Below are 22,325 nucleotides of genomic sequence, written 5' to 3' on the forward strand. Positions count from 1 at the left end.
ATTACGAAACCCACCAAACGCCGGAGCCGCTACTCGTTTTGTTTTCGTGTTTTTTCGTGGATTTCGTGGCAAAAATGACATTTATCGATCAGGAAATCCCCATGCCCGCCCAACCCTGGCCCTTCCCCACGCTAATGGTGCAAGGCTGCACCTCGGACGCCGGCAAAAGCACGGTAGTGGCCGCGCTGTGCCGCCTGCTGGCCGACGCAGGCTACCGTGTGGCCCCGTTCAAACCGCAAAACATGGCGCTCAATAGCGCAGTAACCGAAGACGGCGGCGAGATCGGCCGCGCCCAGGCGCTGCAGGCCATCGCCGCCCGCGTGGCACCGCATACCGACATGAACCCGGTGCTGCTCAAACCCAGCAGCGACACCGGCGCCCAGGTCATCATCCACGGCAAGGTGCGCGCCGACATGAACGCGCGCGACTACCACCAGTACAAAACCACCGCCATGGCCGCCGTGCTGCAGTCCTACCAGCGGCTGCAGGCGCAGTACGACGTGGTGATGGTGGAAGGCGCCGGCAGCCCGGCCGAGATCAACCTGCGCGACCGCGACATCGCCAATATGGGCTTTGCCGAGGCGGTGGACTGCCCGGTAATCCTGGTAGCAGACATCGACAAAGGCGGCGTATTTGCCCACCTGGTAGGCACGCTGGATTGCCTGAGCGATAGCGAGCGCGCCCGCGTGGTGGGCTTTGTCATCAACAAATTCCGCGGCGACATCAGCCTGCTGCAAGACGGGCTGGACTGGCTGGAAGCCAAAACCGGCAAGCCGGTGCTGGCGGTGCTGCCCATGCTGCACGGCCTGATGCTGGACGCCGAAGACGCAGTGCAAAGCCAGCAGCAGCGCGGCGACTTCAATATCGTGGTGCCGGTACTACCGCGTATCAGCAACCACACCGACTTCGACGCGCTGCGCGCCCACCCCGGCGTGAACCTGCACTTTGTCGGCCCCGACGCCCCCAAACCGCCAGCCGACCTGGTGATCTTGCCCGGCAGCAAGAACACCCGTGCCGACCTGGCCTTCCTGCAGGCACAAGGTTGGCCGCCCTACCTGCAGCGCCACCTGCGCTACGGTGGCCGCCTGCTGGGCATTTGCGGCGGTTACCAGATGCTGGGCCGCCACATCCACGACCCGCTGGGCGTAGAAGGCGCCCCCGGCAGCAGCGCCGGCCTGGGCTACCTGCACATCGACACCACGCTGGCCGCCGACAAAACACTAACGCGGCGCGAAGGCCGCTTTGTGAACGCCGACGCGGCGGTAAGCGGCTACGAAATCCACATGGGCGTGAGCAGCGGGCCGGACTGCCAGCGGCCGGTGTTCCAGCTAAACGACGGCAGCGTAGACGGCGCCGTCAGCCCCGACGGCGCGGTGATGGGCAGCTACCTGCACGGCCTGTTCGACCACCCGCAAGCCGGCAGCGCCCTGCTGCAATGGGCTGGCATGCATCATGCAAATGGGGTAGATTTATCGCTATTGCGTGAAAACAGCCTGGACAGGCTAGCCAGCAGCAGCCAGACGCTACGGGAAGCGCTGCAACGGCTGCCGCGCTGGCGCGGGGTGTAGCGCGGCCAACCTTGATGGCTAGACGCGTAGCCCGGATAAGGCACAGCCGCATCCAGGGTTACCCGCCCGCGCCCGTGCAAATCGGCCATGTTTTACCCCCATCCCCGGATGCGCCGTTGGCTTATCCGGGCTACGAACCACTGGCTACTGAGCAAGCCAGTCTTGGGTAGGTTGGTGCTGAACGAAGTGAAGCCCAACGCCGACCACGTGATTTACACCCATGCGGGTGAGCAATATGAGTTGCACTGTAAACGTTGGGCTTCGCAAGCTCAGCCCAACCTACGAGCTGGAAGCGCTGCAACGGCTGCCGCGCTGGCGCGGGGTGTAGCGCGGCCAACCTTGATAGGCAAACGCGTAGCCCGGATAAGGCACAGCCGCATCCGGGGTGGCCAACCAGCGCCCGTGGAAGTCGGCCATGTTTTATCCCCCATCCCCGGATGCGCCGTTGGCTTATCCGGGCTACGAGCTTCGTGAACGCCGACGCGGCGGTAAGCGGCTACGAAATCCACATGGGCGTGAGCCATGGCCCGGACTGCCAGCGGCCGGTATTCCAGCTGAACGACGGCAGCGTAGACGGCGCCGTCAGCCCCGACGGCGCGGTGATGGGCAGCTACCTGCACGGCCTGTTCGACCACCCGCAAGCCGGCAGCGCCCTACTACAATGGGCTGGCATGCACCATGCAAATGGGGTAGATTTATCGCTATTGCGTGAAAGCAGCCTGGACAGGCTAGCCAGCAGCAGCCAGACGCTACTGGAAGCGCTGCAACGGCTGCCGCGCTGGCGCGGGGAGTAGCGCGGCCAACCTTGGTGGGCAAACGCGTAGCCCGGATAAGGCACAGCCGCATCCGGGGTTTCTTATTCAGCACCAGAATAACTGCGGTCGTTTTTTGTCATGCCCCTTTCCCGGATGCGCCGTTGGCTTATCCGGGCTACGAGCTAGTGAGCAAGCCAGTCTTGGGTAGGTTGGCGCTGAACGAAGTGAAGCCCAACGCCGACCACGCGATTTACACCCATACGGATTGGCAATATTGCGTACGCGGTAAACGTTGGGCTTCGCAAACTCAGCCCAACCTACGGCCCTACGAGTTGATAGAACAAAAGCGAAAATAATGCGATATATTACAACCCTATTGTTTTTGTTCTTCTTTTTATATTTCGCATGCTCGCACGCATCAACTAGGCTAGTACCAATATTGAAACCAGTTGAATCCGATTGTGCAATTGGCTTCATTTTGACTAGCCCCATGCGCGGGTATGATCTTAACATCCAGTCCGTTTCAAAAGATGGCTCTGGCCGTTCGTACAGGTTATTTATTGGTTATAACGATGAATTACCAAAGGGCGGCAGCGTATTCTTTAATTTAAAAGGCTTGCACCTATCCAGCGGGCGTTACTTCGTTGATTTTTCCAAGTTTGGCGTTTCTGGCCATGCCGAGTTTGATTTTTATAGGCAAGGCAAAGCCACGGTTATTGACTTGTACGATTTTGAGCCAAATTATAATCGCAACGACCCCCGCTCGAAATATACAAAAAAGATAGCGACGTGTAGATTTTAAAATCTAGACAACGTTGTTACATCACGGCACTGCTTGCGTGGTAAACGTTGGGCTTTGCAAGCTCAGTCTAACCTACGGGCTGCGCTGACTTTCTAAAATTTCCGGAAAGTTTGATTGTTTAATTATGGCAACGAAAATCTACCTACTGATAAAAGTCTTTGACAAAGAAGAATACGCAGATGCCTTCATCCAGAATGGTGAGTTGTTTTGCAGAACTCTTGGTGATTTTAAGAAGGCAGATGAGGAAGATGGGCGTGGCGATAGGTTTGAAGCTGTCACAGATTGGTATCAACCAGATCAGATCAAGCTAGCCATCACCTACAAAGATAGTGACGGTATTGAAAAGAGCTTTCCAATTGAAAAGCTGGCCGGTCCAGTCACAGTCCAGAACAATGGCTATGAAAGGCTAAATCTTTACTGTATGTATGCGGTTAAAGCTCCAGAGTTTGAAGAGTCCTATGAGACAGAAGAAGAGCGAGTAGCCATCGTTGAGAAAATCAATCAGATGCTTAAGGAAAGAATTACCTTGAGTGATGAGATTTTATCACTGGGCGAATTCGCAGTTGTTGTCTACGAGGTTGAAGACTTCATTGGCAGGATCAAGAAGGCTGCACAAGAGAAGGACTTTGCTTGCTGGAATGGTTTAATTGACTACTACGACCCAGACACATTTCACGGTAGCTTCAAAGAGCTTGAGGCCATTTTCAGAAAGAGGAACATCTACGAACACCAGAATGAGTATCGCTTTGCTTTTGGCTCACACGAACCTGACGGGACCAAATTGATCCATCTTGGTTCGTTGGATGGAATCGCTATCAAAGTTCCAACTAGAGATATAAATGAAAAGCTCCAACTGAAGCTTTTTGAATAATTTTCTATAGTTAATAAATAGACGGCCTCAAGGACCAAGCTCGGCAGGTTGGGCTGAATAAAATGAAGCCCAAAGTTTACCGCGCCCCATCTGCTGCGCGCTCTGAATACGCTCTGCCCGACGAAAACCATCAGGCCACGCCACCTTCAAGCAAAGCCACTGCGCCACACTTGACCATTCCGCAATAACAAAGCTGGCCGCAAACCGTCATGGCTTGCGGCCAACCTTGTTTGACCGACCTGTAATGACCCACTAAAAACCTGCACAGGTCATAATTCACACAGTGCGTAGATGGCAGATAGCTTTGTTTTGATGGGTTACGCTGCGCTTCACCCATCCTACGTTGGAACTTGCCCCCCCAATAACAAGGTTGGCCGCATGCCGTGATGGCGTGCGGCCAACCTTGTTTGATTGATGGCAGCTGCCCTTTGTGGCGAAGGACAAGCTGCCGTCACCGTTTTGCGGCGGAATGACAACCCGCCCACCATATCAGGCGGCTTGCACCGGTACGGTAGGCGGGGGGCTACCCTGCCCGGCGTGTGCCGGGCGATAGCTCAGCTCGGTAGGTTGGGCTGAATGAAATGAAGCCCAACGTTTACCGCGCACCCGTTGCCGCACGCGCTGAATGTTGTTCGCCGCGCCACGGTAACCGTTTGGCTTCGCCACACTCAAGCCAAATACGCCGCACTTGATCATTCCCCCCAATAACAAGGTTGGCCGCATGCTGTGATGGCGTGCGGCCAACCTTGTTTGATTGATGGCAGCTGCCCTTTGTGGCGAAGGGCAGGCTGCCGTCACCGTTTTGCGGCGGAATGACAACCCGCCCACCATATCAGGCGGCTTGCAGCGGTACGGTAGGCGGGGGGCTACCCTGCCCGGCGTGTGCCGGGCGATAGCTCAGTACGGGGTGAGCGTACCGGCCAGGTTGATGAACTGGCCGTCCTTGGTGGTGATATTGGTCCAGACCTTGTCGTTGTCGAAATCCTGCACATGCACAACGGTGGCACCCAGCGCGGGCTCGCTCCAGTACACCATGAACACATTGGGGCGAACTTCGGTGCGGTGGATGGTGACGGTCATGTCCTGGCCTTCTGGCTGGCCGTGGGCATTCAGCGCTTGCCATGTCATTCGGGTTTCGCTGTGAAAGTCCAGGCGGAAAGCAAGCTGGCCAAAGTCTACTTTGAAGCTATTGCCAATTACATTAGCGGTTTTCATCGGGTGTCCTTTATCAGGGTGGCGTGGTGACGGTAGCCCGGCCGCAGCCTTGATTAAAAACCGAACTTGCCATTGGTGTTTTTCCACTCGCTGCGCGGGGGGATAGGCTCAATGGTGTCCCAATGTTCCACGATCTTGCCTGCCTGCACGCGGAACAAATCGTAAAACGCTACGTGCTTGCCTAGAAACTCGCCTTCGCTCACGGCCAGTACAAAATTGCCTTCGCCAAACAGGGCATGCATGCGTTCGAATTTCAGTGGCGTGCCCGCTTGTGCCAGGGTTTGCAGTGCGCTGGCCAGATTAGGTATGCCATCGCCAATGGCCGGGTTGTGTTGCAGGTAATGATCGGGGTCGATGTAGTCGGTAAGCTTGTCGAACTGGCCGCCTACCAGTACCTGGTCGACAAAGCCGCGCACCAGTGCTTTGTTGGCGGCGGTGTGGTGCAGATCGGCCACGTCGGTGGGCCCGTCGATCATGGTGCGGCCTGCGGGGTTGGGCTGCGCGGGTTTTTCCTGCAGGTTGTCCCAATGCTCCACAACATTGCCATTTTCGAAGCGGAAGATATCAAAGCCGATTTTGGGCCCGAAAAAGTTGTAGTCGGTATGGGCAATGACATAGTTGCCATCCTGAATAACGCGTACGGTATTAACGTTAATCGAGCCCTTGGGCGCGGCCTGCAATACTGCGCCCAAACCGGCCAGGCCATCGCCTACGGCCAGGTTGTGCTGAATGTATTTGTGCGGGTTCACGACTTTTACCGGTTCGGCCTCGCCGGTTTCCAGGCTTTTTAGCAGGGATACGATTTGTTGTTTTGCTGGGGACATGATGGGGGTTTCCTTCTGTGTGGTGTGTGCCAGCGCTGCAGTGGCCAAAACCATCTGCGCACCAAGGCTTAAAAGCAGTACAGGGGCAATGCGCTTGCTGGGGCTTGGCATGGCTTAGCTTTCGATGGCAAAAATCGCTATGCCACCACGGCACAGCCATGGGTCGTAGTGTCGGGTGGCGGGGGCCTGGCAACAAGGTAGAAACCCTGCTAAGAATGGTGAAAATCCTGCATCGTTTACATCACGCCGAGCACCTGACATGTTGCCCAAAACCCCTGGTGTTGCCCCCATTGCCTTTCACAACCCACGGCTGGACGGTGTGGGTATCGAGGTGCTGAGCCTAGAGAGCATACGTACACTGGCGCCGCACACCTTGCTTCACCCGCAACGGCCAGGCTTTCATTTGCTGCTGTTGATGCATGCCGGGGTGGGCGAGCATACGGTGGATTTCCAGCACTACCCGCTTGCCCCGGGCAGCCTGGTTTACGTACGGCCGGGCCAGGTGCAGCAGTGGCACATGCACGCGGGGCTGGAGGGGGACTGCATGTTGATCAAGCCAGAGGCGCTTAGCCCGGCAATTGGCCGACCCGGGCTGGACATGCAGCTGCTGGGCATGCACAGCTGGCAGACGCTACTGGTGCCGGATGCGGCGCTGCGGGAGCATGTGCAGTGCGATATGGCACGGCTGCGTGCTGACATCGCGCACTTTGATGGCAGCCAGACGCAGATCAGCATCATTTGGCACACGCTGCTGGCAACGCTTTTACGGGTAGCACAGGCCATGCGTGCCAAGCGCGGCGCGGCCAACCATGCGGCGGCTGCTATTTTTTCGCTGTTTGAGCAGCTGTTGGCGGAAGAAGGCCACCGCAGGCAGGCGGTATCGGCTTATGCCAAAAAGCTGGGTTATTCGGAAAGCACGCTGAACCGCGCATGCATGGCCATGGCAGAGAAAACGGCCAAGCAGCTGCTGGATGAACGCACGGCGCTGGAGGCCAAACGGCTGCTGGTACATAGCCCTGCGTCGATTCACGAGATTGGCCATCATCTGGGCTTTAGCGAGTCCACCAATTTTGTGAAGTTTTTTGCCCGCCTGGCGCACACCACGCCACAGCGCTTTCGCGACCAATACACCCGGCACGGGCTGGCAAGCCTGCCACCATAGCCGCTCTCTCTGCGCCCCCCCTGCCGGCAACCGGCAGGCTGGCGAGTGATGTGCCCAGACCGGCAAACCGTGAAATCTGCTGCCCCCTGGCAGCGTTTGGCCAGGGTTGGCCGCACCATTTCGCATGATGCGGCCAACCCGGTTTGCTTGCCTGGCAGCGCAGCCAAACCTGCCCGCCCGTAGCCCCGCGCTTACTGGTCCTTCTGGTTTTTTTCCTGCAGTGCTTCGTTGATGATGCTTTTCAGGCCGCTAAAGGTGCAGGGCTCGGCGTAAGTCAGCAGTGCTTGCTCTACGTCGTAGTAGCTGCCGGCAAACAGCGTGGGCGTGTCGAGCTGTTTTTTCTGCTTGCCCTTTTTGACTTGCACGGCTTTTTGCAGCAGGTAGATATCGGGCGCCAGGGCCATGGTGGTTTCGTAGGCGCTCACGGCGCTTTGGCCAAACGAGAACGACGACGCGGTCGCGCTGATCACCTTGGCACTCACCCCGGTGATGCCCTGCACTGCCGAGGTGAGCCCGGCCAACAGCTGTGCTTCTTTGCCCCAAAAATCACGCGAGGTTTGCTGGCGGCTGGCCGCGTCAAAGAACCGGGCGCAGCTCAGGTCGGCAAAGCTGACACCGGATTGCCACATTTCTTGCAATGCCTGGTAGCGGGGCAACGCCAGCAGGCCACCCCCTTGCAGCATGGCGAGGGTATCCGGTTTTGTTTGCTTCTCCAGCGCCTTCAGAATGGCCAGGTTGCGCTTACTGTCATCCAGCAAGGCTTGATGCTGTGGCTTTTGGGCTGCTGCTGCACTATGCAAATCGGCAGCCTGCTTTGCTACCAATACCTCCCAGTACTGCAGGCTTTGCGCAAGGTTTAACGGCACCACCTCACGGTAATACTGCGCCTTGCCTACTGCCCAGGCGAAACGATAGCCGGCGTGTACCAAGTTGGTTTCGGCAGAGACGGAGTCCGGCTGCCTGCCAGCCTGGGTGTCGTCGGAGTAAGTCCAGCTGTATTTGGCGTCTACTGCCGGGTTGCGCAGGTATTCGCTGCTGGGGTTCAGGCTACTGCAGGCGGTCAGGCCAAGGGTGATGATCAGCGGCAATAAGGCAGGTTTCATGACATTGATCTCCCGTTTGCGGAGATGCTGTTGTATACCCTGCTGTTTGCTTCTATAAAAACGGCCCACCACTGCGGGTGCGGCCAACGGCCAGCCGCCCCCTACTCTGCCAGGTACTTCTGCCGCAGCGCTTGCATGCGGCCGTCGGCGCTGATCTGGTTCAGCGCGGCTTGCAGGCGTTTTACCTTCTGCAGCGGGGTGCTGCGGTTTAGCGCAAACCAGTATTGGCTGCCGCCATCCAGCAGCCAGATGGGGCGTACCAGCTGCGGCTTGAGGCGCTGCTGTTTCAGCTGCCAGGCCATGGCCCAGTCCAGCATGGCTACCGTGTCGGTACGGCCTAGCAGGAGTTTTTTCAGGGTAATTTCGTCGGTGGCGCCCAGGTCCAGCCCATGGCCGGGCTGCAGCCCCAGGCCAGCCAGTTTTTTGGCAGCGGCAGATTCGAACATGGCACCGTGGGTGTAGTGCATCAGGTCTGACTCGGTCTGGATATTGATGTCGCGGCGGGCGTTCAGGCGGTAAAGCTTGATCTGGCGCGGGCTGATGGGGCCTACCCAGTAAAACAGCGGCTCGCGTTCGGGGGTGCGGGTAATGCTGAAGATGACACTATCGGGGGTATCCAGCACGGCGCGGTAGGCGCGGGCCCAGGGCTGCAGCTCTATGCTGAGGCTGAAGTCGGCGTCGTGTGCGGCCATGCGTAGCAGGTCGGTGGCATAGCCGGTGAGCTGCGCGCCGTCCTGGTAGTTGAGCGGCGGCAGCTGCTCGGTATAGGCCACCAGGTCGCCGGCCCGGGCGGGCAGTGTGGCAAGGCAGGCCAGACAAAGGGCGATGAGGGCAGGTTTCATGCTGAATCTGGCGGGGAGTATATTTATAGAAATGTAGCGTACGCTGGCGATTTGTCACGGGGTATGGCAGGCCGCCGGGGACAACACTAAAGCATACGTTTTGCGTGATAATGACAACTTAACGAATCACTAGGCGCCATCGTGGATTCAAGCACTAAACCACCGCTGTTCCAGGCAGACTTCGCCAGCTACGAACGCTACTACAGCCAGCGCCTGTTACCCGGTGCGGCGCAGCTTTCCTATGGCGGCATGGGGGTGATCGGGCTGTTTTTGCTGGCCGATTTGTGGCGCCTGGGCCTGGGAGCGGGTTTTGCCGGCATGGTACTGGCCAGCATACTGGGCTGCGGGCTGATAGGCTGGATGGCACACGCCATGCAGCACCCGCGCTACGAGGCGCACCGCATCCACTGGGTGCTGTGGCTGGGTAATCTGGCCATGGTGGTGATGATGGCCGGCAATATCATGGCCTTGGGGCGGCTGTCGTACCTGCCCATGATCTTGATGTATTTCATGCTGGGTGTGCTGCTGATTGCGCCACTGGTATCGCCGCTGGCCTTTATGTGGCCGCACCTGGCCAGTGTCTTGCTGGCCGGTGGCGTGATGTGGCTGGATGGCTACCAGCTAAGCCACTGGCTGCAGCTACTGCTGTTCAGCATGCCGGCCATGGCTTTCATGCTGATGATTCTGAGCGTACAGCGGCGCACGGCCTTGCAGTCTTACCAGATAGCGCGGCAAAACTGGCTGTACGCCACAACCGACCCGCTCAGCCAGCTACACAACCGCCGTACCTGGTACGAGGCAGCCGATGCGGCATTAGCCCGTGCGCAGCAGCAGGCGCAGCCACTGGCACTGCTGATGCTGGATATTGACTATTTCAAAGCCATTAACGACCAGTGGGGCCATGTGGCGGGCGACCGGGTAATCGAGCAGGTTGGCCGCACGCTGCAAGCGCATTGCCCTGCGGGCGCGCTGGCAGGCCGCCTGGGGGGCGAAGAATTTGCCGTACTGCTGCCGGATACCCAGCACGCCGATGCGCTGCTCACCGCCGAGGCACTGCGCGCCAGCCTGGCGGCACAGCAAGTTCTCGAGCACGGCCAGCTGGTGCGCATTACCGCCAGCATTGGCGTGGCCAGCCTGGCGGCAGGCTGCCTGGACGAGCTGGTACGCGAGGCAGACCGCCTGCTGTACCAGGCCAAGGCGGAAGGCCGCAACCGGGTGGCCGGGTAGCCACGCCATGCCCCGTTACCCACCCGGCTTTTGCTTCATCACACTGTTACCAATAAAGACAAACCCCGCTTGCTGTGCAAACGGGGTTTGTGTTTTGGCTCACGCGCAGGCCCCACCGGGCTGGCGCTTGCGAGGGGTTGGCCGCACCGCTATCTGGCACACCAGATGCAGCAAGGTAGCCAGCAACAGACCCAGCCAGTGCGCACCATGGGCCACCGGGTGGCCAGCCAGCAGGCTGCCCTGCCCGCTTTGCCAGGCCACCTTGCCCACCAGCAGTAACACTGCCAGCCAGCGCCAGCGGCCCGCCGGCCAACCCAGCAACAGCCACATGGCCCAGGCGTAGGCTACGCCAGAGGCACCAGCAAAAGGGCCGGCCTCCAGCAGCGGCAGCAGCAGTGCCGGCAGCACGGCCAGCGGCCATAACCCTGCCCGCCTGGCTGGCGGGCACAGCCAGCACACCAGCAGCAGGCTGGTGGTATTGAGCAGGGCATGCTGCATATCCAGGTGTACCCAGCTGGCACTGAACAGGCGCCAGTACTCCCCGGCACGGGTGGCGGCGGCGTCGCCCTGCCAGCGCAGCATGGCGGCCGGGCCCCAGCCAAACAGCCAGGGCAGGCATGGCCAGAGCCACACCAGGCGCAGCAGCAGGGTGTTAGCCACGCTGGCGGCGCAGCATGGCCCCCAGCCCAAGTAGCGCGAGCAGGCCCAGCAGGCTGCCATCCGCGGCGGCCAGCTTGCTCAGGCGGCTATCGTTTTCGCTACTGCTGGTGGCACTGGCTGGCGTGTCGGCACGCAGGTCGATGTACAGCGGGTCGTGGTCGGACGAGCGGTAGGCATCGGCTGCGTAGTAGTTTTGCTGCTGGGTAAGCGATTTGAACTCGCTGCTGTATTCCAGCGCGGTGGGCTCGTCGGCGTTGATGTGCCACTCGCCGGCGGCCACGACACGGGCGCTGGCGGCAGCCGTGGCCAGGCCGTGGTCCAGGTTGCCGGATTCGCCATTGAACACATAGGAGTACACGCCGTCTGCGTGGTTTTTGGCCAGCAGGTTGGTGAAACCGGCTTGCTCCAGCTGGTAGATCGGGTCTTCCTTGGCGTAGGCGTTAAAATCGCCCACCAGCACAATGCTGCGCCCCAGGCCGCCGCGCTGCCCGCCCAGCCAGGTTGTCAGGTCGTTTACCGCCGCCACGCGCGTCTGGTTGCAGTTACCCTGGCCGTCGGCCAGATCCGGGTCGCCAGCGCAGGCACTGCCTTTGGATTTCAGATGGTTTACCACCACCGTCAGCGGCTGGCCGCTGGCCTGGCTGCCCAAGTAAAAGCTTTGTGCCAGTGCCGGGCGGTTACGCGTGGGGTCGCCGATTTCTTTTACTTCAGGGTTGGCCGCAGGCGTGACCACCGCAGCGCGGTAGATCAGGCCGACACGGATGGCGTCGGTACCGATTTTGTCCATGCCGGGCAGGCCAAAGCTGTAATGTTTGGCGGCCGGCTGGCCGCTGTTCAGCGCATTGACCAGGTCTTGCAGCGCAGACTGGGCACCAAAGCCATCGTTTTCCAGCTCCATCAGCCCCACGATGTCGGCGTCCAGCGCACGAATGGCGCTGACGATCTTGGCGCGCTGCTTGAGAAAATCAGCATAGGTTTTGGCGCCACGGTTGCTGGCGTCCTTGAAGGGCACATCGCTGCTGCTGCCATCGCCATTAAAGAAGTTCAGCACATTAAAGCTGGCCAGGCGCACGCTGTTGGCGCTGCGTGCCGGGGCGGCCGGGCGCAGGTTGCCCGCCACCACCTGCGGGGTGGCCACCGGGTGCAGGCGGTATTTGCTAAAGCTGTAGCCTACTACACCGCTGACATTGCCCAGCTGGTCACCAGCCCGCAGGGTGTTGCTGGCAGACAGGCCGCCGGGGCCTGGCAGCCAGGCATGACGGTTCTGGTTGCTATAGCCGTCGTCCAGCGTGATTTTGTCCAGCAGGTTGGCCGCAGCCAGCGCTACGGCTTCGGGTGTACCGGGGCGGTGTTTTTGGGTAGCGGTCCACAGCCGTGGCTGGCTGGACAGTGTCAGCTCGCCGTAGCGGGCAAAGTCGTAGTTGGCCACCACGTATACCGGCTGATCCAGCTGCACCAGCATGCCTTCCAGCGCCTCCCAGCTGCTTTGGCTGGCTACCGGCAGGCGTACTTTCACCGCGGTAGCCGGGGCCTGGCTACCACAGCTTTCTATCTGGCTGATATTGGCCGGCTGTAGCTGGGTTTCGTTGTTGAATTCTTTCACCACACCGGTAACACGCACGATGTCACCCGCCACCAAAGCAGGCTTCATGGCGTTGGTGTACACAAAAATGCCTTCCGACGTGGCGGGGTTGCCGTCCTGATCTGCTGCTTCTTCTTGCAGGTAAAAGCCTTTTACCTGGTCGCTACCCGTCATCACGGTGGTAACGACGCCTTCAAGGGTAACGGTCTGGTTTGCCATCGTCGTGGCGGCGGCACTGCCTTGTACCTGGCTTACCAGGGTAGCACCGGGCACGCCGCAAGCGGCATAGGCCGCAGGAGTGGCCAGGGCCAGGCATAGCGGCAACAGCCGGAATGGAGTTTGTGGTGTCATGTGTAAAGTGCTGCTTTTTGTTATGGGGCGGCGATTATAGGCAAGCATTTTTGACAATTGCATGGCAAACGGCATTTTCATGCCCCGGCCTTGGTAAAAATAAAACACCTGTATGAACCGGCAGTTGCCCGCTTTCCCGACCCATGCCGTGCAAACTTGCAGCGGAAAGTTCGTTTGATTAAACAAATGTTTAAATTAAGCCGATATTTTTTATATAAAAAGATGAATTTAAATCAAGAAAGTGCACTGCACGCCCTTGTCTAGCCACAGCGCGCTGCATAGACTGGCGGCTGCCCTGTATCTACCAGAAACACTGCATGACCCGCCTGCCCACCCCTACACCCACCCGGCTGGCCCTGCTGCTGGCTACCAGCTTGCTGGCCAGCGCTGCCACAGCACAAACCAATCGGGCTTGCACCCAGCTGATTGCGTCGGGCAACCCGGAATACCCGCCTTTTCTATGGGTCGCCCCCGATGACGACAAAGCCCTGCACGGTGCCAATGCAGAGCTGATGCAGCTGTTATCGCGCGAAATCGGCATACCCATCGTGATGCGCAATGCGGGGCCGTGGGCACGCGTGCAGGAAGCGGCCAAAGCCGGCCGTATCGACCTGATCGCCGGCGCGTTTTATACCCTGCCGCGCAGGCTGTACATGAGCTACATCCAGACGCCGTTTTACCAGACACGCAGCGCGGTATGGATGCGTGAAAACAAGGCCCCGGCCTATGGCAAATGGGCCGACCTGGTTGGCCGCAACGGCATTACCGTAGTCAATAACAGCTTTGGTGAAGAGTTCGACCGTTTTGCCGAGCTGCGCCTGACCATGCAAACTGTCGGCAGCGTGGAAAACGCCATGCGCATGCTCAGCATGGGGCGGGCCGATTACCTGATCTACGAAGAGGCACCCGGCCAGGCCTACGCCAACAAGCTGGGCATACGCAATATCCGTGTAGCAGGCACGCCGGTAAGCCGCGAGCCCTTGTACCTGACACTCACGCACCAGTCGCCCTGCTTTTCGCCACAGCTGTACGACCGGCTGAACAAAGCCCTGAAAAAGCTGGTAGACAGCAATGTGATGGACCAGCTGGTAGCCAGCCACAGCGAACGCTGGCAAGCCCTGCAACAGGGGCTGCTGGAAATCCGCTAGCCCATGGCTACGCCGTCAACACAAAGCCCCGCAGGGAGATCCGCGGGGCTTTGTGCTTTGCATGCCGAGCCTGCCCGGCGCTATAGCCGCCGGCGCAGCGCGTCGGCAGCGCGCAAGGCCAGCGCGTACACCGACAGCTGCGGGTTGGCGCCGATACTGGTGGGGAACACCGAGCCGTCGATTACCGTGACATTGTCCAGCTGCCAGTGGCGGCCGGTCTGGTCTACCACTCCGTGGCGCTCGTCGGCCGACATCATGGCGCCGCCCATCACATGCGCACTCACCACGCGGGTACGCAGAATCTGCATGGGCAGCTGGCGGATCATGTCTTGCGCCTGGCGCCAGCTGGTCGCCAGGCCAGCGTCTTCGTGCACCGGTAACACCACACGGGCACCGGCAGCAAACTGGATTTCGGCCATTTTCAGCAAGGCCCGCCGCGCGGCCTCCCACTCCACCGCGCCCAGCGGGTAGCTCAGCACCGGCGTGCCATCGCTACGCAAGCCTACGCTGCCACCCACGCTTTCCGGGTGGAAGCCGTCGCGCATCAATGCCAAGCTGACTTGCCAGTACGGCAGGTTTTTCAGCAGGCGCTGGTGCACTGGGCCATTGCCAGGCAGCGTGGCGGCCATGATCAGCGGGTGCACCGGTGGCACCTCCAGCTTGTAGCCCAGCGGGCCGTCCAGTGGCTGGGTATGCAGGAAATGGTCGCTAAAGATGCTTTGCGGGGCGCCGTTATAGCCCTCTACCCGCTGGCGGAACAGCCCGCCCGACATCACAACCGGGTGCAGGAAAGTACGCTTGCCCAGCAGGCGGTACGGGTCGGGTGCATGGCTACGCAGCAGCACCGCGGGGGTGCCGATGGCACCGGCAGACAGCACCACCTGGCGTGCCCGTACCTCTACACGCCGGCCGCTAGGCTGGATGCCGTCCGGCCCCAGCGCCTGCCCGACAATGCCCTCGGCGTGGCTGCGGCCAGGTGATAGCAACAACTGCTGCACGCGCACGCGGGTCAGCAGCTGCGCGCCGCTGGCCAGCGCCGCCGGTATGGTGGTAACCAGCATGCTCTGCTTGGCATTGGTGGCACAGCCGGTGCCACAGTAGCCCAGGTTCCAGCAGCCTTTCACATTGCGGCGGATGGGCGAGTAAGGTATGCCCAGCTTGTTGCAGCCTTGCGCCAGCAGTGCGTTATTGACATTGGGGTCGGTTTGCCAGGGGCCCACATTCAGCCGGGCTTCGGCCTGCTCGAACCAGGGTTGCAGTGCGGCATCCTGCATGGCGTCCAGGCCATGATGGCTACGCCACCAGGCCAGGGTATCGGCCGGGGTGCGAAAACAGCTGGTCCAGTTCACCGTGGTACTGCCCCCCACGGTGCGGCCCTGCAAAATGGTGATGCCTTTGTCGGCGGTAAGGCGGTTGGCCGACTCCTGGTACAGCTGGGGGTAGGCCTCGGATTCGCGCAGGTTAAAGTGACGCGAGCTGTACAAACCGCCCTCTTCCACCAGCACCACGTGCAAGCCGGCACTGCTGAGCTGCTCGGCCACCATGCCGCCACCGGCGCCGCTGCCCACGATGACCACATCGCACTCCAGCTTCAGGTCTGGCCCACCCTGGCTGGCGTCGGTAACTTTCCAGCCAGCGGCCAGGCCGTCTTGCCACAGGTCGGGTAGCTTACTCATTCAGTAGTCCTTTCATGCTGGCAGGCAGCTGGTACGACATGCCGGCCCAGCTGGCGGTGTCGCCATACCAGCCAGCGTACAACAGGCCATGCAGGCCTTGATAGGCACTGCGCAGCAGGGTGAGCCGGCTGTAGCGCCAGCCATCCAGCGTGGCGCGTACTTGCTCGGCACTGGCGTCTGGCCAGGCGGGGCGCAGGCCCAGCGCCATACGGGCCAGCGGCTGCTGCAGCAGGTCGAACAGCTGGCGCAGCTCGGCCTGGCTGGCCAATGGCAGGCCGGCAATGGCAGCCAGGGTGTTGTCCACCAACGATATCGGCGCCGTGGCCGGCAAGCTACCCAGCATGCCCCGCCCCAGCGCGGCGATCAGCTGGCGGTCTGCGGCACTGGCAGCAAAACCGGGGGCCGGGTGCGGTGCGGCCAACCTGGCGGCCACGCCCAGCGCTACAGCACCCAGCAGGCCGGTGCGAATGAACTGGCGTCGGTTGATGGTCATTTGATCCGCCCCAGCATCAGGTTCAGCAGCCATTGCACCAGCTTGCCATGCGGTGGCTGGGTCAGCACGGTACCGGCAAAACGGGACTGGTAAAACACCGGCTTCATCTTGCTGAAGGTGGCGAAGCCTTCGTAGCCATGGTAGTGCCCCATGCCGGACGGCCCTACCCCGCCAAACGGCAGCTGGTCTTGCACCACGTGCATCAAGGTATCGTTTACCGAGACGCCACCGGCCACCGTGCCCTGCAGAACCGTGCGGATGCGGCGGCGGTTGTCGTCGTACAGGTAAAGCGCCAGCGGCCTGTCGCGGCCATTGATATAGGCCAGCGCGTTGCCCAGCTTGTCGTAGGTGACAATGGGCAGCAGCGGGCCAAAGATTTCCTCGCGCATCACCGTGCTGTGTGCCGGGGCGTTGTCGATAAGGGTTAGCGGCAGCTTGCGCGCCGCCGCCAGCGCCGCCTCGCTACTGCCTGCGGCCAGCACTTCTACCTGCGCGCCCATCTGGGCGGCCTCGTCACGCCAGCGCAGCAGGCGGTCGTAGTGCGTCTGGTTGATGATGGCGGTGTAGTCGGGGTTGGCCGCCGGGTCCGGATAGGCCAGCGCAGCCTGGCGGCGCAGCTCGGCCAGCAGCGCGTCGCGGTCGTCCTGGTGCACCAGCACGTAGTCGGGCGCCACACAGGTCTGGCCGGCGTTCAGCATTTTGCCGGCGATCAGGCTGGCCGCCACACGGCGCATGTCAAAACCGGGGGCAATCAGCACCGGTGATTTGCCACCCAGCTCCAGCGTGACCGGGGTCAGGTTGGCCGCCGCCGCCTGCATCACACTGCGGCCAACCCGCGTGGAGCCGGTAAACAGCAAGTGGTCAAACGGCAGCGCGGCAAAAGCCTGCGCCACGGCTACATCGCCATTCACCACCTGTACCACGTCGTCGCCCAGGTACTGGCGGCACAGCTTTTGCAGCAAGGCCCCGCTATGCGGCGACAGCTCGGACATCTTCACCATGGCGCGGTTGCCCGCTGCCAGTGCCGAGGTCAGCGGCCCCAGCGCCAGGAATACCGGGTAGTTCCACGGCACGATAATGCCCGCCACACCCAGCGGCTGCGGCAGCACGCGGGCCGTGGCCGGCCAGAACCAGAACGACACCCCGCGCCGCTGCGCACGCATCCAGCGGCCCAGCTTGCGCTGCGCCAGGCGTATGCCCTCCAGCGAGGGGAACAGCTCCGCCAGCCGGGTTTCTACCGCGCTGCGGCAGCCAAAATCTGCCTGCAGGGCATCTATCCAGTCTTGCTGGTGAGCCGTTACCATACTGGCCAGGCCTGCCAGCCAGCGTTGGCGGGTAGCGTAATCGGGTGGCTGCAGCGCAGCCAGCTGCTGCAGGTGGGCTAGCTGGCTATGCAGGCTATTACCGATAGGGCTGGCGGTATCCATATGCTATGCTCCTTGAACTTGGGCAAACGACCGTTTAGAGCCCAGACTCTATTACGATTTCCATCGCCTGTCACATATATCTTTATCGCCATGTTGCTCGACTTTTTCTATGCCCTGCGTGCAGCCGGCCTGCCGGTTAGCCTGAAAGAACACCTCACCCTGCTGGAAGCGCTGCAGCAAAAGCTGGCGTTTGCCAGCGTAGACGCGTTTTACCACCTGGCGCGCACCGTGCTGGTGAAAGACGAGAAGTACTACGACCGCTTCGACCGCGTGTTTGCGCAGTACGCACACGGTATCGAAACCAGCCTGGACGACCTGCACACCGCCATTCCGGAAGACTGGCTGCGCAAGCAAGTAGAAAAATACCTGAGCGAGGAAGAAAAACAGCAGCTGCAAGCCATGGGCTGGGACAAGCTGATGGACACGCTGCGCCAGCGGCTGGAAGAACAGAAGGAACGCCACCAGGGCGGTAACAAATGGATAGGCACCGGCGGCACCAGCCCGTTTGGCGCGTATGGCTATAACCCGGAAGGCATCCGCATCGGGCAGCAGGAGTCACGCCACCGCCGCGCGGTAAAAGTGTGGGATCAGCGCGAGTTCCGCAACTTCGACGACAGCGTGGAGCTGGGCACGCGCAATATCAAGGTAGCCCTGCGCCGCCTGCGCGAGTTCGCCCGCGACGGCGCCCCCGAGGTGCTGGACCTGCCCGGCACCATTGCCGCCACCGCGCGCAATGCCGGCCTGCTGGACCTGCAGATGGTGCCCGAGCTGCACAATGCGGTGAAGGTGCTGGTGCTGTTTGACGTGGGCGGCTCCATGGACGACCACATCCGCGTGTGCGAAGAGCTGTTTTCCGCCGTGCGCAGCGAATTCAAGCACCTGGATTACTACTACTTCCACAACTGTGTATACGAAAGCGTGTGGCAGGACAACGCACGCCGCCACACCGCCAAAACCGCCACCTGGGACCTGATCCACACCTACGGCCAGGATTACAAGCTGATCTTTGTGGGCGACGCCAGCATGAGCCCCTACGAGATCATCCTGAAAGGCGGCAGCGTAGAGCACATGAACCCGGAGCCGGGCGAGGTGTGGCTGCGCCGCCTGCTAGATCAATTCAAGCACGCCGTGTGGCTGAACCCCATGCCGCAAGCAGCGTGGGAATACACCCAGTCCATCGGCATGGTGGGCGAGCTGATGCAGAACCGCATGTACCCGCTCACGCTGGAAGGGCTGGAGCAGGCCATGCGCCAGCTCAAACGCAGTAGCTAGCTGTCGCCCTGCCCGGCCGCTGCGGCCAACTGCTTCTCGATGCGGCGTGCAAACACCGTCATCTCTTTTACCGCCTGCAGGTCGCCACGGGCCTGGGCCACGGCAATGCCCTCATGATAGGCAGCCAGCGCGGCGGTGGCCTCCCCGCCTGCAGCCAGCGCCTTGCCCAGCAGCTTCCACGCCGCCGAAAAATCCCCCTGCCGCGCCAGCGCCTCGCGTGCCTGCTGTGCGGCGGCCGGCCAGTCTTGCGCCTTGGCGTATTCATTGGCTATGCCAAAGCGCAGCAGCGCGTTATCGCGCGGGGTATCGCACAGCTTTAACAGGTTTTGCAGCACGGCAGACATGGCAAGCTCCTACAAGGTTGGCCGCACAGCATTACCGCTGGCACCGCGGCTGGCAACCCCGCCAGCGGCAGGGTTTAGCGGCTCGTTAACACGATTTCTTGCCAAGGCGCAGGGCCGAGATGTTTTCCCATGCCAGGCGGAGGGCGATGCGCTGGGTGGCGCCCAGCGCAAGCCCGAAGCCACCACGTCAGGCCAGCGCCTGCAGCAGCAGGGCTAGTGCCGCCGGCAATGCCTGTACAAACAGTATCTTGCGGCTGGCCGTGGCCGCGCCATACACCCCGGCCACCAGCACGCAGCTCAGGAAGAACACCCCCACGCCAGCCGGCGCCCCCGGCAGCAGGCTCCACACCAGCCCCGCCGCCAGAAAGCCGTTGTACAGCCCCTGGTTGGCCGCCAGTACGCGGCTAGCCTGGGCAAACTCTGGCGTTAGCCCAAAGGCGCGGCGGCCTGCCGGTTTGGTCCACAGAAACATCTCCAGCACCAGAATGTACAGGTGAATCAGCGCCACCACGGCGCTGGCGATCTGGGCAGCGAGCAACATGGCTATTCCTTATTTGTGTTCGGGTTGCGGCAGCAGCTCGAAATCGGCGCAGCGCGGCAAATCTGCCAGAATGGCGGCCAGCGCAGGCGGCGGCGGTATCAGCTTGCGCTCGCGCAGGTCCATCCACGCCCCGGCCACCTCGTAAATGGCGGCCAGCTTGCCATCGGGCTTGATCAGCTGCTGGCGGATCTTCCAGCGGCTGTTATCCGGGCTGGCGGCGGCAACCTGCACGTCAACCGTGATACGCTCGCCCAGGTGCACCTCGCGGCGGTATTCGGTACTCTCGCGAAACAGTACCGGGCCAAAGCCGTGCGCCATGAAGGCATCCATGCCAAAGCCGGCTGCGGCCAACCATTCCATGCGGGTGTGGGTGCACAGGTCGGCGTAGGCGTTATGGCGCATGTGTTGATTGGCGTCGATATCAGACCAGCGCACTTCTACTACTTTGGTAAACGGGTGCATGTCACTCACTCAAAAAAGAACGATCGTGCTATTTTGCACATAAACAGCACGCAGGCAAACACCCATGAGTAAAAAAGCCCTTACCCGCGAAGCCATTCTGCAACAGGCGGTGCGCAGCGCCAGCCAGATCGGCATCAGCCGCCTGACCATCGGCAGCCTGGCCGAGCAGAGCGGGCTATCCAAAAGCGGGCTGTTTGCCCACTTTGGCAGCAAGGAAGCACTGCAGCTGGCCGTGGTACAGGCGGCACAAGCGCAGTTTGTGGAAGAAGTGGTCAAGCCGGCCTTTACCCAGCCGCGCGGCATGGCACGCCTGCGCGCACTGTTTCACGCCTGGGTCATGCGCCTGTACGGCAGCAGCATGCCCGGCGGCTGCCCGCTGCTGGCCGCGGCCTACGAGTTTGACGACCAGCCCGGCGCCATACGCGACGCGCTGGTGGCCGGCCAGCGCTGGCAGCGCGACACCCTGCAGCGCCTGCTGCAAGACGCACAAGACGCCGGCGAGCTGGCCGCAGGCAGCCATGTGCCCCTGCTGGCTTTCATGCTGTTCGGCCTGATACAAAGCGCCCACCACGACCACCAGCTGCTGGACAACCACCACAGCGCCCAGCTGGCACTGCAGGGTTTTGCGCAGCTATGCGGCACTGCCGCACCCCGCACAGACGGGGCGAGTACCTAGCCGCATGCAAAAACCCCAGACCAGGCTGGGGTTGGGGGCGGCAAACCGGCCGCCGCGGTGGTAGCACCGTAGCGTGTCAGATGACAACGGTCACCTTGTCGATAACATCGCGCACCCCTGGCATGCACGCGGCAGCGTGCTTGGCCAGTGCTTTTTCCGACCAGCTATGCACCGTGCCACTGAGCGTGATATCCGGGCCATCAATGGCGATGGTAATCGAGTCGATGTCCTGGATCGCCCTGCGCTGCAAGGCGGCACGCACCTCTTCTTTTACCGCGCGGGCAATCAGTTTGGGGCGGATATTGATATTGTTGCTCATGCCCTTCACACCCAGCACATGCGATACCTGGCGCACGGCGGCATTGCGCTGAAAGTTCCACTCCACATCGCCGGACAACGTCAGCCAGCCTTTTTCCACCATCACCTTGATGCGCTGGCTGTATTCCGGCGCCATCAGCTGCAATACATTGGATACCGAGCGCGACACATCGGCATCGCTGTATTTGCCAGGGTCCACCAGGTCTACCTGAATCTCTACCGCCATGGCACTGACACCGCCTACCCGCAGGGCGGCGCGTTCGGCTGCCCACTTCTGGGCAAAGTCCGGCACGTGGCCGCTCAAGGTAATCACCCCCTTATCGCACTGCACGCCAATGTGCGTGTCGTTGATGGCGGGGTCCCACATCAGCTCAGCCTGCACATCGTGTTGCAGCTGGGTATCGGTCTTGGTCATGTCATGACTCCTTCGGGTAAGGTTGGCCGCATAGCGGCAGAACTGCTTTCCTGTGCCGGGTAGTAGTGCATGGCGCACATCTGCCCATGCGGCACCGCATCGCGATAGCCGCGCGGCACTGTCAGCTGCCGCAGGCTGGACACCAGCGCAGCATCCAGCGGCGCAAACTGGTCGCGGCTATAGCTGCTGAAGATGCTGTGAAACACACTGCGCGCCTCGGCATCCAGATGGCGAAAATCGCTAAAGGTAAACGGCGGGGCCACAGGGCGGGCATCCATGAGCAGCCAGAAGCGTGCAAGCAGCGCCCGGTTATCCGGCCCTGCAACAGTCTGAATACGTTTTAAAAGCTGGCTTTCGTTCATGGCATGCCTCCTGGCTAAGGGGATAAAAGGCCCGGCTTGCAGCTCGCTACCCGGTACAGCCCTACAGTGCGCGCCCGGGCGGCGGGCGACTGTGCACTGGCACACATAATTCATCGAAATAACAGCCAGGCCGCTTGCCGCTTTGGTTCGGCAGCGCACGGACAGCCACGGTGCCCGGCGCGATGCTGTGTGCTGATGGCGCAAAGGCGGCCGGGCATCTTGCCTATGG

Annotated in this window: 24 protein-coding genes; 9 read left to right on the plus strand and 15 right to left on the minus strand. The window is 61.2% G+C overall.

Annotation, left to right across the window (positions count from 1 at the left end):
* Positions 1–101 precede the first annotated feature (101 nt).
* Complete coding sequence (locus FLQ44_RS09330) at positions 102–1,568, plus strand: cobyric acid synthase (protein WP_147694162.1); 1,467 nt, start codon at positions 102–104, stop codon at positions 1,566–1,568.
* A gap of 279 nt (positions 1,569–1,847) precedes the next feature.
* Here the strand turns inward: FLQ44_RS09330 and FLQ44_RS23610 are convergent, their stop codons facing one another.
* On the minus strand, positions 1,848–1,985 hold the full coding sequence (locus tag FLQ44_RS23610; RefSeq protein WP_170252906.1) for a hypothetical protein: 138 nt from the start codon (positions 1,983–1,985) through the stop codon (positions 1,848–1,850).
* A gap of 53 nt (positions 1,986–2,038) precedes the next feature.
* On the opposite strand from FLQ44_RS23610, the gene FLQ44_RS09335 reads away from it, so the two are divergent.
* From FLQ44_RS09335 to FLQ44_RS09345, 3 genes are all read left to right on the plus strand, one after another.
* Positions 2,039–2,362: a hypothetical protein gene (locus FLQ44_RS09335; RefSeq protein ID WP_206208778.1), complete on the plus strand. Its 324-nt coding sequence runs from the start codon at positions 2,039–2,041 to the stop codon at positions 2,360–2,362.
* A 400-nt stretch (positions 2,363–2,762) separates the two neighbouring features.
* A complete protein-coding gene (locus FLQ44_RS09340) occupies positions 2,763–3,125 on the plus strand; it encodes a hypothetical protein (RefSeq protein ID WP_147694163.1) in 363 nt (120 codons plus the stop codon).
* A gap of 124 nt (positions 3,126–3,249) precedes the next feature.
* Positions 3,250–3,996: a hypothetical protein gene (locus tag FLQ44_RS09345; RefSeq protein ID WP_147694164.1), complete on the plus strand. Its 747-nt coding sequence runs from the start codon at positions 3,250–3,252 to the stop codon at positions 3,994–3,996.
* Between the two features lie 897 nt (positions 3,997–4,893).
* Here the strand turns inward: FLQ44_RS09345 and FLQ44_RS09350 are convergent.
* Together FLQ44_RS09350 and FLQ44_RS09355 are read right to left on the minus strand one after the other, a co-directional pair.
* Complete coding sequence (locus FLQ44_RS09350; RefSeq protein WP_147694165.1) at positions 4,894–5,211, minus strand: MoaF-related domain-containing protein; 318 nt, start codon at positions 5,209–5,211, stop codon at positions 4,894–4,896.
* A 53-nt stretch (positions 5,212–5,264) separates the two neighbouring features.
* Positions 5,265–6,035, minus strand: a complete 771-nt coding sequence (locus FLQ44_RS09355; protein WP_147694166.1) for a nuclear transport factor 2 family protein — start codon at positions 6,033–6,035, stop codon at positions 5,265–5,267.
* 259 nt (positions 6,036–6,294) lie between these two features.
* Between FLQ44_RS09355 and FLQ44_RS09360 the strand changes: the two genes are divergently transcribed.
* A complete protein-coding gene (locus tag FLQ44_RS09360) occupies positions 6,295–7,197 on the plus strand; it encodes a helix-turn-helix domain-containing protein (RefSeq protein ID WP_147694167.1) in 903 nt (300 codons plus the stop codon).
* 191 nt (positions 7,198–7,388) lie between these two features.
* Here FLQ44_RS09360 and FLQ44_RS09365 read toward each other — a convergent pair whose 3' ends face one another.
* A complete protein-coding gene (locus tag FLQ44_RS09365) occupies positions 7,389–8,300 on the minus strand; it encodes a hypothetical protein (RefSeq protein WP_147694168.1) in 912 nt (303 codons plus the stop codon).
* A 101-nt stretch (positions 8,301–8,401) separates the two neighbouring features.
* Complete coding sequence (locus tag FLQ44_RS09370) at positions 8,402–9,142, minus strand: substrate-binding periplasmic protein (RefSeq protein ID WP_147694169.1); 741 nt, start codon at positions 9,140–9,142, stop codon at positions 8,402–8,404.
* 141 nt (positions 9,143–9,283) lie between these two features.
* Between FLQ44_RS09370 and FLQ44_RS09375 the strand changes: the two genes are divergently transcribed.
* Positions 9,284–10,369 carry a GGDEF domain-containing protein gene (locus FLQ44_RS09375; RefSeq protein ID WP_147694170.1) on the plus strand — a complete coding sequence of 362 codons (1,086 nt, stop codon included), beginning with the start codon at positions 9,284–9,286 and terminating at the stop codon, positions 10,367–10,369.
* Between the two features lie 99 nt (positions 10,370–10,468).
* Here FLQ44_RS09375 and FLQ44_RS09380 read toward each other — a convergent pair whose 3' ends face one another.
* Together FLQ44_RS09380 and FLQ44_RS09385 are read right to left on the minus strand one after the other, a co-directional pair.
* Positions 10,469–11,029 (minus strand): rhomboid family protein, encoded by a 561-nt coding sequence (locus tag FLQ44_RS09380; protein WP_147694171.1) that lies wholly within the window; start codon positions 11,027–11,029, stop codon positions 10,469–10,471.
* Complete coding sequence (locus tag FLQ44_RS09385) at positions 11,022–12,962, minus strand: ExeM/NucH family extracellular endonuclease (RefSeq protein WP_170252908.1); 1,941 nt, start codon at positions 12,960–12,962, stop codon at positions 11,022–11,024. The genes FLQ44_RS09380 and FLQ44_RS09385 overlap by 8 nt, the downstream gene beginning before the upstream one ends.
* A 317-nt stretch (positions 12,963–13,279) precedes the next feature.
* On the opposite strand from FLQ44_RS09385, the gene FLQ44_RS09390 reads away from it, so the two are divergent.
* Positions 13,280–14,110: a substrate-binding periplasmic protein gene (locus FLQ44_RS09390; RefSeq protein WP_147694173.1), complete on the plus strand. Its 831-nt coding sequence runs from the start codon at positions 13,280–13,282 to the stop codon at positions 14,108–14,110.
* 80 nt (positions 14,111–14,190) lie between these two features.
* On the opposite strand, the gene FLQ44_RS09395 is transcribed toward FLQ44_RS09390, so the two are convergent.
* The 3 genes from FLQ44_RS09395 to FLQ44_RS09405 are packed head-to-tail and all read right to left on the minus strand — an operon-like array spanning position 14,191 to position 17,706.
* A complete protein-coding gene (locus FLQ44_RS09395) occupies positions 14,191–15,786 on the minus strand; it encodes a GMC family oxidoreductase (protein ID WP_147694174.1) in 1,596 nt (531 codons plus the stop codon).
* Entirely contained in the window at positions 15,779–16,279 is a 501-nt protein-coding gene (locus FLQ44_RS09400) for a hypothetical protein (protein ID WP_147694175.1), read from the minus strand. The genes FLQ44_RS09395 and FLQ44_RS09400 overlap by 8 nt, the downstream gene beginning before the upstream one ends.
* A complete protein-coding gene (locus FLQ44_RS09405) occupies positions 16,276–17,706 on the minus strand; it encodes a coniferyl aldehyde dehydrogenase (protein WP_147694176.1) in 1,431 nt (476 codons plus the stop codon). Before FLQ44_RS09405 ends, FLQ44_RS09400 begins: the two co-directional genes overlap by 4 nt.
* Before the next feature lie 90 nt (positions 17,707–17,796).
* Here FLQ44_RS09405 and FLQ44_RS09410 point away from each other — a divergent pair, with 90 nt between their 5' ends.
* Entirely contained in the window at positions 17,797–18,978 is a 1,182-nt protein-coding gene (locus FLQ44_RS09410; RefSeq protein WP_147694177.1) for a vWA domain-containing protein, read from the plus strand.
* Here the strand turns inward: FLQ44_RS09410 and FLQ44_RS09415 are convergent.
* The 3 genes from FLQ44_RS09415 to FLQ44_RS09425 all read right to left on the minus strand — a co-directional run bounded on the left by FLQ44_RS09415 (position 18,975) and on the right by FLQ44_RS09425 (position 20,325).
* Complete coding sequence (locus FLQ44_RS09415; protein ID WP_147694178.1) at positions 18,975–19,322, minus strand: hypothetical protein; 348 nt, start codon at positions 19,320–19,322, stop codon at positions 18,975–18,977. The two genes, FLQ44_RS09410 and FLQ44_RS09415, sit on opposite strands and share 4 nt — an antisense overlap.
* A 187-nt stretch (positions 19,323–19,509) precedes the next feature.
* The gene (locus FLQ44_RS09420) at positions 19,510–19,863 is read right to left on the minus strand and encodes a DUF1304 domain-containing protein (RefSeq protein WP_147686970.1); all 354 of its coding nucleotides are present in this window, start codon (positions 19,861–19,863) and stop codon (positions 19,510–19,512) included.
* Positions 19,864–19,872: 9 nt separating this feature from the next.
* Entirely contained in the window at positions 19,873–20,325 is a 453-nt protein-coding gene (locus FLQ44_RS09425) for an acyl-CoA thioesterase (protein WP_147694179.1), read from the minus strand.
* A 64-nt stretch (positions 20,326–20,389) separates the two neighbouring features.
* Here FLQ44_RS09425 and FLQ44_RS09430 point away from each other — a divergent pair, with 64 nt between their 5' ends.
* Positions 20,390–21,001: a TetR/AcrR family transcriptional regulator gene (locus tag FLQ44_RS09430; RefSeq protein WP_147694180.1), complete on the plus strand. Its 612-nt coding sequence runs from the start codon at positions 20,390–20,392 to the stop codon at positions 20,999–21,001.
* Positions 21,002–21,077: 76 nt separating this feature from the next.
* Here the strand turns inward: FLQ44_RS09430 and FLQ44_RS09435 are convergent, their stop codons facing one another.
* Positions 21,078–21,734, minus strand: coding sequence for a BON domain-containing protein (locus tag FLQ44_RS09435; protein ID WP_147694181.1), 657 nt, complete (start codon positions 21,732–21,734; stop codon positions 21,078–21,080).
* Positions 21,731–22,096, minus strand: coding sequence for a hypothetical protein (locus tag FLQ44_RS09440; RefSeq protein ID WP_147694182.1), 366 nt, complete (start codon positions 22,094–22,096; stop codon positions 21,731–21,733). The genes FLQ44_RS09435 and FLQ44_RS09440 overlap by 4 nt, the downstream gene beginning before the upstream one ends.
* Between the last annotated feature and the right edge of the window lie 229 nt (positions 22,097–22,325).

Source organism: Vogesella mureinivorans (assembly GCF_007644035.1).
Taxonomy (GTDB): Bacteria; Pseudomonadota; Gammaproteobacteria; order Burkholderiales; family Chromobacteriaceae; genus Vogesella; species Vogesella mureinivorans.

Bases quoted from the DNA above. Each gene is read 5' to 3' on its own strand.
- FLQ44_RS09330 (WP_147694162.1), top strand. From the start codon at position 102: ATGCCCGCCCAACCCTGGCCCTTCCCCACGCTAATGGTGCAAGGCTGC.
- FLQ44_RS23610 (WP_170252906.1), bottom strand. From the start codon at position 1,985: ATGGCCGACTTCCACGGGCGCTGGTTGGCCACCCCGGATGCGGCTGTG.
- FLQ44_RS09345 (WP_147694164.1), top strand. From the start codon at position 3,250: ATGGCAACGAAAATCTACCTACTGATAAAAGTCTTTGACAAAGAAGAA.
- FLQ44_RS09350 (WP_147694165.1), bottom strand. From the start codon at position 5,211: ATGAAAACCGCTAATGTAATTGGCAATAGCTTCAAAGTAGACTTTGGC.
- FLQ44_RS09355 (WP_147694166.1), bottom strand. From the start codon at position 6,035: ATGTCCCCAGCAAAACAACAAATCGTATCCCTGCTAAAAAGCCTGGAA.
- FLQ44_RS09360 (WP_147694167.1), top strand. From the start codon at position 6,295: ATGTTGCCCAAAACCCCTGGTGTTGCCCCCATTGCCTTTCACAACCCA.
- FLQ44_RS09365 (WP_147694168.1), bottom strand. From the start codon at position 8,300: ATGAAACCTGCCTTATTGCCGCTGATCATCACCCTTGGCCTGACCGCC.
- FLQ44_RS09370 (WP_147694169.1), bottom strand. From the start codon at position 9,142: ATGAAACCTGCCCTCATCGCCCTTTGTCTGGCCTGCCTTGCCACACTG.
- FLQ44_RS09385 (WP_170252908.1), bottom strand. From the start codon at position 12,962: ATGACACCACAAACTCCATTCCGGCTGTTGCCGCTATGCCTGGCCCTG.
- FLQ44_RS09390 (WP_147694173.1), top strand. From the start codon at position 13,280: ATGACCCGCCTGCCCACCCCTACACCCACCCGGCTGGCCCTGCTGCTG.
- FLQ44_RS09395 (WP_147694174.1), bottom strand. From the start codon at position 15,786: ATGAGTAAGCTACCCGACCTGTGGCAAGACGGCCTGGCCGCTGGCTGG.
- FLQ44_RS09400 (WP_147694175.1), bottom strand. From the start codon at position 16,279: ATGACCATCAACCGACGCCAGTTCATTCGCACCGGCCTGCTGGGTGCT.
- FLQ44_RS09405 (WP_147694176.1), bottom strand. From the start codon at position 17,706: ATGGATACCGCCAGCCCTATCGGTAATAGCCTGCATAGCCAGCTAGCC.
- FLQ44_RS09410 (WP_147694177.1), top strand. From the start codon at position 17,797: ATGTTGCTCGACTTTTTCTATGCCCTGCGTGCAGCCGGCCTGCCGGTT.
- FLQ44_RS09415 (WP_147694178.1), bottom strand. From the start codon at position 19,322: ATGTCTGCCGTGCTGCAAAACCTGTTAAAGCTGTGCGATACCCCGCGC.
- FLQ44_RS09420 (WP_147686970.1), bottom strand. From the start codon at position 19,863: ATGTTGCTCGCTGCCCAGATCGCCAGCGCCGTGGTGGCGCTGATTCAC.
- FLQ44_RS09425 (WP_147694179.1), bottom strand. From the start codon at position 20,325: ATGCACCCGTTTACCAAAGTAGTAGAAGTGCGCTGGTCTGATATCGAC.
- FLQ44_RS09430 (WP_147694180.1), top strand. From the start codon at position 20,390: ATGAGTAAAAAAGCCCTTACCCGCGAAGCCATTCTGCAACAGGCGGTG.
- FLQ44_RS09435 (WP_147694181.1), bottom strand. From the start codon at position 21,734: ATGACCAAGACCGATACCCAGCTGCAACACGATGTGCAGGCTGAGCTG.
- FLQ44_RS09440 (WP_147694182.1), bottom strand. From the start codon at position 22,096: ATGAACGAAAGCCAGCTTTTAAAACGTATTCAGACTGTTGCAGGGCCG.